This is a genomic window from Sediminibacillus halophilus, from assembly GCF_900103695.1.
GTDB classification, from domain to species: domain Bacteria; phylum Bacillota; class Bacilli; order Bacillales; family Amphibacillaceae; genus Sediminibacillus; species Sediminibacillus halophilus.
Genome location: NZ_FNHF01000004.1, coordinates 34,795 through 48,655 on the forward strand (window position 1 = coordinate 34,795; position 13,861 = coordinate 48,655).

Consider the following 13,861-nt stretch of genomic DNA (forward strand, 5'->3'; position numbering starts at 1 on the left):
TTTGCCTCCCGCTTAACCATTCGAATTTAATCTTCTTTATTCAAAGGATATCTCCTTTTATTTCTCGTAAGCGAACTTAAGGGTAGTGCCTCTTAAATAATTCATAAAGCCATACAATAAGGGAGGACGCTTAATAGGCGTTTTTGTTCTCACTTGGATTTGTATCGATGAAAAGACATCACTTGTTAAAAATTCAGACATAAAAGGCTGGAAATTTCAATGGGGAAGAATCCATAAAATCATCAAATCACAAAAAACAGGAAATTAAATAAATTAATATAGTTATAAATAAAGTTAAATTTAAAATAAATATAATTAATTATTATTGTTTACAATATTTATTTTGTTGTATATAATCAAATTAAACAAAGAGAAAGGAATCTAATATGCCTCATCCACTACTCACCAATTGTCCTGTATGTTCACAAAAACTCACGGTTACGAAACTTCATTGCTCACATTGCCAGACGACCATCGAGAACGAATTCGAGTTATTCAAGTTATCTTCATTAACGAAAGAGCAGCTTCATTTTGTGGAAGTCTTTCTTGTATGTAGAGGCAATATTAAAGAGGTTGAAAAAGAACTTGGAATTTCATACCCAACCGTTCGAGGCAAATTGAATGACATTGCATCTGCACTAGGGTATGAACGAAAAAAGAAGAATCAAGTAGACGAGAAAAAGGTTGTTATGATGCTTGAACGCGGAGAAATAACCGCAGATGAAGCGATCAAAATGTTAAAAGATGAATAGGAGGAATGTGAAATGAAAAATGAAATCGAAAAAGTTTTAACAATGGTACAAGAAGGTCAGATTGACACGGAAAAGGGTTCTGAATTAATCCAAGTATTAAAAGAAAAGGAACAAAGTGCTTCTGTTGGATCGAGCGAAACTTCTCAAAAAACTTCTAGTTACATGGATAAAACACTAAAGATACGTGTCGTCTCTACTGAAAATGACAACGTAAATGTAAACCTTCCCATTAAGCTGGTAAAGGTCGTTTTATCAGCAGGTCATAGCATCGCTTCAAAAATTCCCCAGTCTGAAGAATATGTAAAAGATATTAATATTGACCTTATCTTAGAAGCAATCGAAAATGAACTAGACGGCCAAATTGTCGATGTGAAATCCGCAAACGGTGATACTGTTTCCATATTTATTGAATAGAGGGGGCAGAGCATGTTGCATGTAAAGGTGAAAACAGATGAAGCTAAATTCATGATACCTGTCCCTTATGTCCTCTTAAATGTAGGTGTAGCCATTTTCACCTCCAAACTGTTGATTCGGTATGCAAACAAATGGTCTAAACCTCATCTGGAAAAGAAAAATATATCCTTTACCATTCCTTCCATAGATAAAACAGAACTCAAGCGTATTATTAAAGAACTGAAAAAGAATAAAGGCCTAGAGTTGGTTAATGTGAAAGCCGAAGATGGTACGGAAGTGATTGTAAGATTATAAAACCATAATAATTTTTGCCCCGCTGAACTTTTGTATTACGGACTATTCTAAGGTAAACGCAGGAAGGACACATCAGCCCTTCCTGCTTAAGCCGCACTGGCAAACGGTTTGCTGATATACCGCCAGACGATTGCCATGGCAAGTAGAACAATGAACAGGTATAAACCTAAAAAAGATAGAGTGGCAACGAGAAAAACAGTCCAGTTTAAGGAATAGAAAATCATAAACAACAAGATGCTTATTAAGTTTCCCATGAGTAAGGCGCAACCAGTCCACAAAAAGATTTCTTTCATGTAGAGTTGAAAAATATCTTTTTTACGCCAGCCGATCAATAAAAATTGTTTGATTTCTTTTTTTCGTATTTTAAATAGAGACATTAACGCTTCAATCAGGGTAATAAAAGCTAGAATGTAAGCAGAAACCACCAGGATAAGGTGCCAATGATTAACCTGAACGTTAATATATTCGCCAAGCACCGTTGTATTGGTTTGGCTGACTGTTTCATTAATGGCCAGATAGACAAAAGTGGCTAACGTACTGACGATTGCTAGTTGGGTAAATGCTGAGACGATATAGCGCCAATAATAGTGTATATTTCTATTAACTAAAGATCTTCGCTTATTACGCTTGCTTTTCTTCGGATTGTTCTTAGATAGGAAAGGATTGGTAAGCTTTGGTATGGCTTTCCGAATAAAGAACCAAACAAAGGTGCCTGCGATTAACACGGTTATAAGCTGGTAAACATAGAGGGTCGAATCCAAACCGCCTAATCGGGACAGGACCATTAACAGTGGGATAGCCAGTATTGCTGACCCGCTTAAAACATAAAAAACCTCTTTATTCCAAAGTGCTTGGATATGATGATTAGTCCACCCAAGCTGAGATAATAACAGGGTGTCCTTTTCTTTGGTAATCCTCCAGAAAATAAATCGATTAAAAATATAGGTGCCTCCAACGAGTACAAATAGGATGGCCAAGACAAGGTTCGAGATACTCCACTCCCCAACAATCGTTCCTGCCGCGCCAAGTGTTGTCCAAGATTCCTCCACAAGGCCAATACCTTCTACATCAACCTCTACGTTTTGTGGGGAGGCGCCGGCTACAATCGTCACATTCAAGTCCATATGTCGAAGCTCGTCTGCGATTTTTTCAATTTTAGTTGCTGCTTCCTCTGTGTATTGATCGATACCAGCAACCTTTACTCGAATAGCATCAATCGGTTCATCCCCCTTTACGGTAACTGCCGCTTCCATATTGGTCAGTCCCTTCGCTGAAGGAGTGACAAAACTTCCAGGTGTCATGGTCGGTTCTAATTCAATGGATTCGTTTTTCTCTTTTCCGATATATCTTGCTGGCTCAAACTGATAAATCCCCAAAGGGCTTGCAGCTAGTTGCGCTTCTTTTTCTCCCATTTCTACTGTGTCAACTGGATCGGGAATGAATGCAATGTCTTCGGGGCTTAATGAATCATTGTCAAATACCTCTTTCATCGTGTTTCCTTGCTTTTTAATTTCCCGATAGATAGGAACACCATCTTTAACATCCAATATGGGAACAGATAATCGCCCGTCGGATAATTCGTACGGCGTCTGACTCGCTTGATAATAAGCACTGGATGCACTCATACTCTGATTAATAAAATATCCTTGTTGAAACAGTTCGGGATGATTTTCAATCGTGTCCAAATCCCCGTCCTCTGTTAGATAGATACCGTGTTCATTTTGATCAAAGGCATTGACCACTGAAGATAAATCCAGGGTATAGTCTTCGCTGTCGGCTGTATCGAGTGTGCGTAGGGTTTTTACTAACTGCTTGTATTGCTTCGTTTGCTTTTTTTGATAAAAATGGGTTGGTAAAGTCGGATCTTCGGCCTCATCAGGGTCTTTCAGCCCCAATTGATCCCTAAATTGAACAATATCATCAGGCGATAAATCGAGTGTACCGATGGATAAGCTTGTTGATAGTGATGCTTCCTTATCTATAACTTCGACGATAGGAAGGAGTTTGGCATTTGGATAATCAGCGGTATATAAGGAGCCGCTGCCGGTTAATGTAGAGTCTGATGCAATGCTGGAAAAGGAAGTGTTTGTTAACTTTTCCTCCTCGGTAGGATCAATGCCGACAACTAAATGGTAGGTAGCTGGAAGAGGGAAAGCAGGAATTTCAACACAGTCATTACGTAAATCATCGTTATTAATGATGCTTTCATATGTGAATTGATCTGTTTCGTACTTTAACAAAGCGCACATATATTCCGGTTCAATCGGATAACGATTGACTCCATCCGTCGTTGCAAATTCCGTTATGTATCGCATATAATTTGCTTGCGGAGGAGAGATGGCGAGGGTTGAGTTCACACCGGTAAAGTAGCCAAGTGAAGCAACAGGGGCCGCAATTTCAATATCTTCACGGCTCTTGATCGTTTCCCAAGTGTTGATAGAAATGCCGCCATTGCCAAAACCTATATAGTTTTCTGGAACCATTCCCAGTTTTTCTTCCAAAGGATGTTCTGTCTCCATAGGACGAACAAGCAAATCGTAAGTCCCCCGAGCATAGTAGGTAATATCCGATTCCACTTGTTGGTGTGCTCGTTGAAGAGAATGCAAGGCCAGCGGAACGGTTATGAAAATAAGTAATAGTGCAAGAAAGAAGAGAAAATGCTTCCATTTATTTCGGCTTAGTTGAATGAAAGTTAAACGGTCCAAAAAAACCCTCCTCTTATTTAATGGAGAAATGATAAGCTAGGAGTTTTGTCCTCTCTGTTTTACCCGGAAGCAAGTTCGCCATCCCGTATAAATAGTTCTCTGGTACCTCGCTTAGCAACCTCTTGATCATGTGTGACTATTATAATAGTTATGCCTTGTTTTCTAATTTCCTCGATAATTTCCATGACATTGTTGCGGTTATCAGCATCTAAATTACCTGTTGGTTCATCACATAGTAAAATATCCGGTTGATGGAGCATGGCCCTGGCAATGGCAACCCGTTGCTTCTCACCACCAGACAGCAAAGAAGGAAAAGCCTTTTCACGATGACTTATTTGCAGGTCCTCTAACAGTCCGCGTGCTTTTTCTTCATTCGTTTTTTTGGAATCATAGGGCCATTGGGGCAGCATGACGTTTTCTAGTACGGTAAATTGGTCAAATAATCGATAGTCTTGAAAAATATAGCCAATTTTCGTCCTTCGAAACGTTTGAAGTTCGCTAGCTGTCAGTCGGTGAATAGCTTGACCGTCAACAAAAATCTCGCCATTAGTAAGCGGAAGCATCCCGCCAATCACATTTAACAAGGTTGTTTTACCGGAACCGGACGGTCCCAATATGGCCAGGCATTCCTTGTGGTCAATCGTTAAGGAGATATTTTTGATGGCTTCCACCTTTTCGACTCCATCAAAGGTGACAGAAACATTATGCAATTCGATGGTCATGGAAATCCCCCTTTACCTTAAATTCAATTTTTCGACATCTTCACAGTTAATAGTACTCTATTAGACTGTAATTTTCTAGATTTATTTCCAGTTAATTGGGGGGTACAGTAAAAAGCACGACTGGACGTCGATTTCCTATGATTAAGGACTAATTTATATACAATTAATCCCCTTCTGTAATCAAGTGAATAAAGGGACAGGGCAAGTTCTGCCCTAACTCTCTTCCTGGTTGTTTAACCGTATCGGCATACACTGTCCATTCGCTTTCCCTGTTGATCCCTCTCTTGTAATAACGAATAACCTTCTCTACATAAAAACCAAACAAAAACTTTACTTGACATCTTGCTGACACTTTTCTGCTTTAACATAACAAATGTACCAGGAAGGAGGAAGGCAAGGTGTCATTGGGAAGACAAGAATTAAAACACGCCATCTCGCTGGCGGAATATCAAGTGCTGAGAAAAAAACTTGCTCATTTTATGAGGATCGATCCACATGCAGCGTCAGATGGAAAATATATGATTCGCTCTACTTACTTTGACAATTTTGATAACAAAGTGCTGCAGGAGAAAAAGGAAGGTTATTTAAACCGGGATAAGTATCGGGTGAGGATATATGGGAAGTGTGATCATGTCATTAATCTAGAAAGAAAAAGCAAGCGGAATAATCTTACCTTTAAATCCAAATGCCAGATTACAAGACATGAATTCGAGAATATCAGAAAATCAGAGATTGCTTGGATGGTAGAGGATGATCGTCCTTTGATAAGAGACTTGTTTTTTGAAATGTACCATTATCAGCTAAGACCAAGGACGGTCGTTGATTATATCCGGGAACCCTATATCTATCCGTTTGGGAATGTTAGGATCACGTTCGATTTGAAAGTACAGACAAGCATGCACAATACGAACATGTTTGCCCGGGATTTACCGATGGTGGACGTATTAAATCCGGATATCGTGATTCTGGAAGTGAAGTATGATGAATATTTGCCAGATGTGATCAAGCATTTGCTTCAACTGTCAGATACACGGCAGGAAGCATATTCCAAATACCAATTAAGCAGAATGTATGGATAAAGAAGAGGAGAGAAAAAAGTGCTATATACAACAACTACAACCACAACCAATTTTTCAGATATATTTAAATCCAGTTTTATAGAAAATACTGCATCGTTTTCCATTATAGATTCCTTACTAGGACTCGGTGTGGCGTTTTTGATCGGTTTGTTTATTTACGGTGTTTACAAGAAAACCTTTAAAGGCGTAATTTATTCCCACTCCTTCAATATATCGCTTGTGATTATGACCATGGCAACAGCGCTTGTGATTATGGGGATAAGCCAAAATGTTCTCTTGTCACTTGGAATGGTCGGTGCCTTATCGATCGTGCGTTTCCGTACCCCGATAAAAGACCCGATGGATTTGGTTTTCTTGTTCTGGTCAGTGATTGCAGGAATTTTAAGCGGAGCAGGTTTCGTTTTATTAGCGGCGGTAGGTTCTGGATTGATCGGCGTAGTGATCGCCTTATTCTCGAACAAAATCAAAGTCGAAAATCCATATTTATTAGTGGTGAAATTTGATAAGGATGCAGTTGGAGAGAAAGTGGAACAAGTTATCGGTAACAAGGTGAAGAAGTATGTGCTGAAATCAAAATCTATGATGCAAGACGATGAGGTGGAAGTAACGTATGAAGTACGTGTGAAAGAAAACGATGCGCAAGTGACTTCGACTGTTTCCCAAATCGATGGTGTCCGTTCGGCAGTGATGCTGAGCTATGACGGGAATTTCACTGCGTAATCCAGGAGGGAATCACATGAAAAAATCCATCAAGGTAAGGTTTCTCCTTCCCTTTTTTATAGGAACAGCAATCATGATAGCCGGCTGCAGCAACAAAAATGACAATAAAACATTGACAGAGTCGGCACAATCAACAGTCAACTATGATACAGAAGATACCTACACCGAATGGGATGAGCAAGATGCCACAAACATCACCTTCGATGACCAGTCGGTTGACGTGGAAGATGGCAACAATGGTGTCATTGTCAATGACAATACAGTAGAAATCCATACCTCTGGCACTTATGTCTTGGAAGGAAGTGCAACAGACAGTCAGGTACTTGTTGACGCAGAGGATGAAGGGACCGTTCGTCTGATTTTGAATGGCGTTTCATTAGAATCAGCATCAACGGCCACTATTTTTGTCAAACAGGCGGATAAAACCGTCATTTCAGTAGAAGAGGGGTCAAGCAACACCCTGAAAGATCCGGCTGAATATGTGTATGAAGAGGACACAGATGAACCGAAAGCGGCCATCTATAGCAAGGATGATCTGACGATAAACGGATCAGGCGATCTAACCGTGAATGGCAATTATAATGATGGCATTACAGGCAATGACGACTTGAAAATCATCGAAACAAACATAGACATTAAAGCGGAAGACGATGGCATTGTGGGACGTGATTTGTTTGCGATGAACGAAGCACTGATTACAATCGAGGCAGGCGGCGACGGAGTGAAATCCTCCAATGATACAGATGAAGATAAAGCAAACGTCGTATTGGAAAGCGGCTCCTTAACCATAAATGCTGGCGGTGATGGTGTGCAGTCAGAAAACACGGTCACCATATTGGATGGAGAGTATGACATTACGGCCGGAGGAGGAAGTCCGGAAACGATCGAGGCTACAACTGAATTCGGAGGGGGCTTCGGAGGCCAGGGAACAATACCTGATGGCCAAGAGTTTTCAGACGATAACATGCCGACGGAACGGCCGGACGGTGCGGAAGGAATGGAACCCCCGGCAGAAGGTGATAGCGGCGATTTTGAAGACAGACAGCCTCCTGAACAGGCGGTGGAAGGGGAACAAGCACAAGTTAATACAGAAACTGCGGAAGACGATACACCAAGTATGAAAGGGATTAAAGCAGAAAACAGTCTGGAAATAGCAGGTGGCATCATTACAATCGATGCGAGTGATGATGCACTGCACAGCAATAAGGAATTGACCGTAGCCGATGGAGATATGACGTTGGCCACCGGAGACGATGCGGTTCATGCAGATGAGGAGATCACTATCACAAATGGTTCTATCCAAGTCGATAAAAGTTATGAAGGAATTGAAGCAGAATCAATAACGGTTTCAGATGGAACGATTCATTTAACTGCAGAAGACGATGGTTTCAATGTAAATGGTGGAACAGATCAGATGGGTATGCAAGGGTTTGGGGAAAACCAACCGGAGAGTGAAGAGGATAGTACGGAAGAAGAGGCAGATCAAGATCAAGGGAAATTGTTGATAGAAGGTGGCTACATCTATGTCGATGCAAATGGTGATGGTCTTGACTCCAATACTTCCGCCGAAATGACAGGCGGCACGGTACTCGTGTACGGTCCGACGAACGATGGTAACGGAGCCCTGGATTACGATCAATCCTTTGATATCAAAGGTGGAACATTGATTGCTACGGGGAGCAGCGGGATGGCTCAAGGCGTTTCCGACGATTCGGAACAAACCTCGTTCCTGATGACTTTTCCTGAAATGCTCGAAGCTGGTACTACTGTTTCTGTCGAGGATAGTAATGGAAACATCGTAGCTGCGGTTGCACCCGAAAAAGAGTTTCAATCAATTGTCATTAGTTCGCCAGATTTACGGCAGGGTGAATCCTATACGCTCTATACAGGTGGTGAACTGTCTGGCGATGAAACGGATGGAATTTTCCAAGGTCCCACAATGGAAGGCGGTACAAAAGTACTGGAGTTTTCGTTGACAAGTACGATGGTCTATTTGGATGAATCAGGCGAAACCGAACAACCGAGCGGCATGTTCGGCGGCGGACGCGGACAAGGCCAACAAGGGCAGGATGGAAGCGAAATGCCCCAGCCCCCATCCCAGTAAAGAGCAAGCAGGGCAAAAATCAGAGGTCCAAAGAAAAATCGAACGATGATTCGACCCTTAAATAGTCGAACTCGTTCGATTCTTCATTTCTGATTCATATTAATATGAATGGTAGACAAGCACTCATCAAACAGCGGTATTATCCTTTGCAATTGTCTGCAATAAAACCAGGGAAGTAAAGCTTACTTTCTATGATAAAATAACCTTGGGAGTTGAAAAGAATGAGCAAAGTGCTGATCATAGAAGATGAAGTCGCCATTAGCAAAGTGCTGAATGTTTATTTACAAAAGGCCAGTTTCGAAACAAAAGTGGTAATGGAAGGAAACCAAGCCATTCCAGCTTTTCAAGTATGGAATCCAGATTTAGTATTATTAGATATTATGCTCCCGGGAACAGATGGTTGGCAAATACTAAAGGAAATAAGAGAAACAAGTACATGCCCCGTTATCATGTTGACCGCTCTAGGCGATGTAAATTACCGGTTGGACGGTCTGAACGGAGGAGCAGACGATTATATTACAAAACCGTTTATCGGGGATGAAGTGATCGCCAGAGTGAATGCCGTATTGCGCAGATTCCGCACCGATGATAACCAATTGAAAAAGTTCGGTGCCCTGCATATTGATCACGAGGCACACCGGGTCCTCCTCCATCAAAAGGAAATCGAATTAACACCACGTGATTTAGCATTGCTGTTATTCTTGTCCGAGCACCCGAACAAAACCTTTACAAGAGAACAGTTGATCGAGCAAGTATGGGGCTGGGATTATGAAGGCAGCGACCGTGCTGTCGACTTATCGATCAAACGGTTAAGAAAATCATTGAAGGATTGGTCCTGTGAAGAAGGAGAAATAAAAACGCTCAGAGGGGTGGGGTATCAATTCCGTGTTCAAGAAAAATAAAAAAGTATCACTGCAACGGTATTGGACAACTCGATACCTAATTACACTTGTGGTCGGTCTTGCGGTTATCACAGTGATTTCAGCGCTGTGGATTCGCCACACCACCCTGGAAAACCGTCTGAATATGATGGAATTTATGGCAGAAGAAACAGCCGACCGAATTGAAAATATGAGCGATGATACGCTGCCGCCGGAATTTGAGATACATCGCGTCATAACAGATAGAGGCAGATTTATGAATAGAGAAAGCAATCCCATCATTTATGTAACCGACCCAGAGGGTACGATTATTAGTAGTAACTTACCCCCACAATCAAACGGCCAGGAAATCCATTCATCTATACTGGAAAAAAAAGATACCATTCAAACCATCAATTCTGAAAACGGGGAACAAGCCGAATTATATGTCGTGAAGAAACCGATTGAAACGGAAGATGCGACACTTGGCTTGGTGCTCTATGTGGAATCAAAGGCCGAGCTGACAAAAGTCCGCCAGGAATATGGCCAATTGTTGATTGTGATTGGGAGCTTGCTTATTTTGGGTTGGCTTGCCATTTATTTTATAACGGGCCGATTGTCCAAACCAATTAAAGAAGTTGCAGCAGCTGCCAAACAAATAGAAGAGGGGAATTACGATGTGCGTTTTTCCACAAATACAAGAGAGGAAGAGGTTCATGAGTTAATAACTTCTTTCCAGCAAATGTCGCAAAAGTTAGAGCATCTGGAAGCACTCCGGACGGAGCTGTTGGCAGGGGTTTCTCATGAATTAAAAACACCTGTCACCTCGATAAGCGGACTGTTGCAAGCAATCGATGAAGGTGTTGTCGACAAGGAAGAAGCAAAAGAATTTTTACAGCTTTCGATTAGAGAATCTGAAAAAATGAAAACAATGGTAGAAGACCTGCTGGCTTTTAATAAATTTGCAGCAAACGCCGTGCCGGTGACAATGGATACCTATTTAATCAATGAATTGATAATAGATACCCTCAACGTTTGGAAAAAGACCAACATGCAAGAAGGCGTACAAATGGAGGTTTCGTTACTCGAACAAGATCAAACCGTAGACGTGGATCCGTTGCGTGTTCAGCAAATCATGACCAATCTTTTAAACAATGCTTCCCAGGCAATAGAGGATAAAGGAACAATTTCAGTAAAACTCCATACTAGCCAGAATAAGGTAATGATCGATGTGAATGATACCGGCGAGGGAATTCCGGAGCAGGAACAATCGTATATATTTGAACGGTTTTACCGGGGAGAAAACAAAAAGTACAAAGTTGGCGGTTTAGGACTGGGACTGCCTTTCAGCAAAATGATTGCGAACGTGTTAAATGGTGATCTCATGCTTGTCGAAAGCAGCCCTTCCGGGACTACTTTTCGATTTGAGTTACCGCTTTCCGAACAAAAAACTACTGATGAATAGCTCGGTACATGATAGAGGGATCTATGCGGTTGAGACTTTACAGCTAAGAGCAGGAGAATGAGAGGGGCAATGGGACGCTTTTGTAAAAATGGAAGGTTGGTGGACAGGATGGCGTATGAATACGCAGTTGAATGAAACGCATACGAAAAAAATTTTAACGGAAGCAAAAGGATACTTGAATGTTGGATTTACGCATTCCTTGAATCCATACAGCGGATGTGGATTCTCTTGTTTATACTGTTACGTTAGAGAAATGCCTATCCAAACGTTCAGAGATAGTACATGGGGAGAATGGGTGGATATTAAAGTAAATGCAGTCGAGAAATACCGTCATGAAATAAAAAAACTTCGCAAGAAACGTTCCCCGGTGAATCTCTTCATGTCTTCTGCGACAGACCCATATCAGCCGATAGAACGGAAGGCGGAGATAACAAGGGGCCTGCTGGAGGAAATGGTTGAGAATCCCCCTGATTTTTTACAAATCCAAACACGAGGCCCCCTTATCACACGGGATATAGATTTGCTTATACAGTTACAAGAGAAATGTAAAGTGCTTGTTTCCATGACAATTGAAACAGACAGAGAAGATATAAAGAAGTTATTTGCCCCTTACGCTCCAGGGATTAAATTGCGGTTAAAAACGTTGAGAGAAGTCCACGAAGCTGGTATCCTCACCCAAGCTGCCATATCACCGGTTTTGCCATTTACGCCTGACTTTCCGAAGGCGCTGGAAAATATTACAGACAGCATTTGGATTGATACATTGAATATCGGAGATGGAATGATGGGAAAACGATCGGCTAGGCTAGGGATGCCCAGGTTATTTAAAGAAAATGGGCTGGAAAAATGGTATCAAAAGGATATCCATGTAAGAGTGGAGAGGTATTTTAAAAAGTACTTTCCTGGTCACATGGTAAGAGTTTCAAGAGAAGAGGTATTTCCGGAATTATGGAATAAGTAGTTCAAAAAATAAGTTAGGATTTCATATAAAAAAGAAGTCGGACTCATCAAAAGGAAGAGAGCCGACTTCTTTTTTATTCCATTATTTTACCCACTCATCAATCAAATCCTGATTCTCTTTAACCCATTTTTTCGCCCCGTCAAGCGGCTCTTCGGCATTTTCAGTGTAGTCGATAAGCTCGCCGATTTGCTGGTCATTCATCTTCCAGTTTTTAAACCATTCGCTTATTTCTGGATAATCCTCTGCAAACCCTTGTCTTGTAGCATGATGGATTTTTTCTACACCGCCGAATGTTTTCTTCGGATCCTCCAGGAATTTCAGATCATATTTGGAAAAGATCCAGTGTGGGCTCCATAGCGGTGCCACGATTGGTTCCTCATCTTTTACTGCTTCTCCGATTTCACTTAACATCGCAGGCTCAGAGCTTGGCAGCAGTTCAAAATCGAGATTATAATCCTTGATTAATTGTTCGGTAACTTCCATCGTACCGGCACCCGGGTCAAAACCAACAATTTCCCCATCAAACAGTTCTTTGTGCTCGTTTAAGTCTTCCACACTGTTGATATCTTCTAAATAGGTTGGAACAACCAGTCCTACTTTTGCGTTATCGAACCAAGTTGCATCAGAGAAATTGACTGTATCCTGGTATTTCTCCAGATAATTGGCATCCTGGACCGGCAGCCATATTTCAAGGCTGGCATCCAGCTCGCCATCTTCTAAAGCCTTCATCGTCGTGCCCATATCCAATACGCTTAACTTCACGTTATAACCTTTGTCTTCCAGGATGGCTTTCCACATATTTGTGACGGCAATATTTTCAGCCCAGTTAATTTGGCCAATTGTTATTGCTTCCTCGTTTTCTTCTGTTTCTGCTTCACTGTTAGATTCTCCGCTTGTGTTACCGCATGCTGTCAGTACAGCGAGCAGGAGAATCGCGAAAATAAGACTAAGCTCTTTTTTCCAAGTATTCATGTTGAAAAAACTCCCCTTTGCTTTTGTATATTTATTTAAATACATTTAAAATATTAAATGTATTTAGAAATAATTTAACAAAAAGACTAAAAGAATTCATCTCTTCTTTCCAAAGAGACGATAACATTCCTATAGCCAAGTAGTCTATAGCCATCTTTCTATAGACTACCTGATAAAAAACCAGCCACTTATTCTTGCTGATCTTTCGGTAAGAACTCAAAAATCTTACCGCTTCTTATACTTGCAACCAAGTCATCCAACCAGCGATAGTACGTTTTGGAACCTTCTAATTGATCATAGTACTTTTTCGCATCCGCTACAATTTCTGGTGTGCTGGTGGTCTCTTTTATGACATCTATTAAATCTTCTTGCGCTTCCTCAATTGCTTCCATATTCATTTTTACTTCTCGTTCCCACATCTGACAATAAAACACCATAAAGGAACGAAAGAAATTTTTCTCTGCGGCATAGGTATGCTTCCTGGAACCACGTGTGAACGTCTTCTTCACCATGGCTATTTCCTGGAGCTTGCGGACACTGGTACTCATGCTCGGTTTACTCATATCCAGCTCCGTACGCATTTCATCCAGGGTCATCTGATCCTTAAAATACATGGTCGCATACAAGTTTGCGGCCGATGGGGTTACCCCATATAAATCCATTGTTTCTGCAATGGCGCCAATTACTTTGTCCTTGGCTTCTTCTATTTTCATTCTTGATCTTTCTGTCGATTCACTCATAAGGTCGCTCCTTCGCGATAAAGTAAAGCGCGTTAAATAACATTTAAATTTTCTTCACAAAGTTTATGTTATC

Annotated in this window: 13 protein-coding genes; 9 read left to right on the plus strand and 4 right to left on the minus strand. The window is 41.2% G+C overall.

The window, feature by feature from the left end; all coding sequences use genetic code 11:
* Positions 1 to 386: 386 nt before the first annotated feature.
* Genes BLR82_RS14100 through BLR82_RS14110 form a run of 3 tightly spaced genes read left to right on the plus strand, consistent with a single transcriptional unit; the run spans position 387 to position 1,460 of the window.
* Positions 387 to 752 carry a DUF2089 domain-containing protein gene (locus BLR82_RS14100; RefSeq protein ID WP_074600127.1) on the plus strand — a complete coding sequence of 122 codons (366 nt, stop codon included), beginning with the start codon at positions 387 to 389 and terminating at the stop codon, positions 750 to 752.
* Between the two features lie 12 nt (positions 753 to 764).
* Positions 765 to 1,166 (plus strand): SHOCT-like domain-containing protein, encoded by a 402-nt coding sequence (locus BLR82_RS14105; protein WP_074600128.1) that lies wholly within the window; start codon positions 765 to 767, stop codon positions 1,164 to 1,166.
* Positions 1,167 to 1,178: 12 nt separating this feature from the next.
* Positions 1,179 to 1,460, plus strand: a complete 282-nt coding sequence (locus tag BLR82_RS14110) for a hypothetical protein (RefSeq protein ID WP_074600129.1) — start codon at positions 1,179 to 1,181, stop codon at positions 1,458 to 1,460.
* Between the two features lie 86 nt (positions 1,461 to 1,546).
* On the opposite strand, the gene BLR82_RS14115 is transcribed toward BLR82_RS14110, so the two are convergent.
* Together BLR82_RS14115 and BLR82_RS14120 are read right to left on the minus strand one after the other, a co-directional pair.
* On the minus strand, positions 1,547 to 4,165 hold the full coding sequence (locus tag BLR82_RS14115) for an FtsX-like permease family protein (protein ID WP_074600130.1): 2,619 nt from the start codon (positions 4,163 to 4,165) through the stop codon (positions 1,547 to 1,549).
* A 59-nt stretch (positions 4,166 to 4,224) separates the two neighbouring features.
* The gene (locus BLR82_RS14120) at positions 4,225 to 4,887 is read right to left on the minus strand and encodes an ABC transporter ATP-binding protein (RefSeq protein WP_074600131.1); all 663 of its coding nucleotides are present in this window, start codon (positions 4,885 to 4,887) and stop codon (positions 4,225 to 4,227) included.
* A gap of 398 nt (positions 4,888 to 5,285) precedes the next feature.
* Between BLR82_RS14120 and BLR82_RS14125 the strand changes: the two genes are divergently transcribed.
* The 6 genes from BLR82_RS14125 (at position 5,286) to BLR82_RS14150 (ending at position 12,076) form a co-directional block, all read left to right on the plus strand.
* On the plus strand, positions 5,286 to 5,966 hold the full coding sequence (locus BLR82_RS14125) for a polyphosphate polymerase domain-containing protein (protein ID WP_074600132.1): 681 nt from the start codon (positions 5,286 to 5,288) through the stop codon (positions 5,964 to 5,966).
* An 18-nt stretch (positions 5,967 to 5,984) separates the two neighbouring features.
* Positions 5,985 to 6,686, plus strand: coding sequence for a DUF4956 domain-containing protein (locus BLR82_RS14130; RefSeq protein ID WP_074600133.1), 702 nt, complete (start codon positions 5,985 to 5,987; stop codon positions 6,684 to 6,686).
* Positions 6,687 to 6,702: 16 nt separating this feature from the next.
* A complete protein-coding gene (locus BLR82_RS14135; protein ID WP_074600134.1) occupies positions 6,703 to 8,790 on the plus strand; it encodes a carbohydrate-binding domain-containing protein in 2,088 nt (695 codons plus the stop codon).
* A 221-nt stretch (positions 8,791 to 9,011) separates the two neighbouring features.
* On the plus strand, positions 9,012 to 9,692 hold the full coding sequence (locus tag BLR82_RS14140) for a response regulator transcription factor (protein ID WP_074600135.1): 681 nt from the start codon (positions 9,012 to 9,014) through the stop codon (positions 9,690 to 9,692).
* A complete protein-coding gene (locus BLR82_RS14145; RefSeq protein ID WP_074600136.1) occupies positions 9,676 to 11,115 on the plus strand; it encodes a HAMP domain-containing sensor histidine kinase in 1,440 nt (479 codons plus the stop codon). The genes BLR82_RS14140 and BLR82_RS14145 overlap by 17 nt, the downstream gene beginning before the upstream one ends.
* 115 nt (positions 11,116 to 11,230) lie before the next feature.
* On the plus strand, positions 11,231 to 12,076 hold the full coding sequence (locus tag BLR82_RS14150; protein WP_074600372.1) for an SPL family radical SAM protein: 846 nt from the start codon (positions 11,231 to 11,233) through the stop codon (positions 12,074 to 12,076).
* An 81-nt stretch (positions 12,077 to 12,157) separates the two neighbouring features.
* On the opposite strand, the gene BLR82_RS14155 is transcribed toward BLR82_RS14150, so the two are convergent.
* Positions 12,158 to 13,048, minus strand: a complete 891-nt coding sequence (locus tag BLR82_RS14155; protein ID WP_074600137.1) for a glycine betaine ABC transporter substrate-binding protein — start codon at positions 13,046 to 13,048, stop codon at positions 12,158 to 12,160.
* A gap of 188 nt (positions 13,049 to 13,236) precedes the next feature.
* The gene (gene cudC, locus BLR82_RS14160; protein WP_074600138.1) at positions 13,237 to 13,788 is read right to left on the minus strand and encodes a choline uptake/conversion transcriptional regulator CudC; all 552 of its coding nucleotides are present in this window, start codon (positions 13,786 to 13,788) and stop codon (positions 13,237 to 13,239) included.
* Positions 13,789 to 13,861 lie beyond the last annotated feature (73 nt).

What these genes read in the sequence shown, in the direction of transcription:
- cudC (WP_074600138.1), bottom strand. Translation starts at nt 13,788, where the DNA reads ATGAGTGAATCGACAGAAAGATCAAGAATGAAAATAGAAGAAGCCAAG.
- BLR82_RS14155 (WP_074600137.1), bottom strand. Translation starts at nt 13,048, where the DNA reads ATGAATACTTGGAAAAAAGAGCTTAGTCTTATTTTCGCGATTCTCCTG.
- BLR82_RS14105 (WP_074600128.1), top strand. Translation starts at nt 765, where the DNA reads ATGAAAAATGAAATCGAAAAAGTTTTAACAATGGTACAAGAAGGTCAG.
- BLR82_RS14135 (WP_074600134.1), top strand. Translation starts at nt 6,703, where the DNA reads ATGAAAAAATCCATCAAGGTAAGGTTTCTCCTTCCCTTTTTTATAGGA.
- BLR82_RS14110 (WP_074600129.1), top strand. Translation starts at nt 1,179, where the DNA reads ATGTTGCATGTAAAGGTGAAAACAGATGAAGCTAAATTCATGATACCT.
- BLR82_RS14140 (WP_074600135.1), top strand. Translation starts at nt 9,012, where the DNA reads ATGAGCAAAGTGCTGATCATAGAAGATGAAGTCGCCATTAGCAAAGTG.
- BLR82_RS14100 (WP_074600127.1), top strand. Translation starts at nt 387, where the DNA reads ATGCCTCATCCACTACTCACCAATTGTCCTGTATGTTCACAAAAACTC.
- BLR82_RS14150 (WP_074600372.1), top strand. Translation starts at nt 11,231, where the DNA reads ATGAATACGCAGTTGAATGAAACGCATACGAAAAAAATTTTAACGGAA.
- BLR82_RS14120 (WP_074600131.1), bottom strand. Translation starts at nt 4,887, where the DNA reads ATGACCATCGAATTGCATAATGTTTCTGTCACCTTTGATGGAGTCGAA.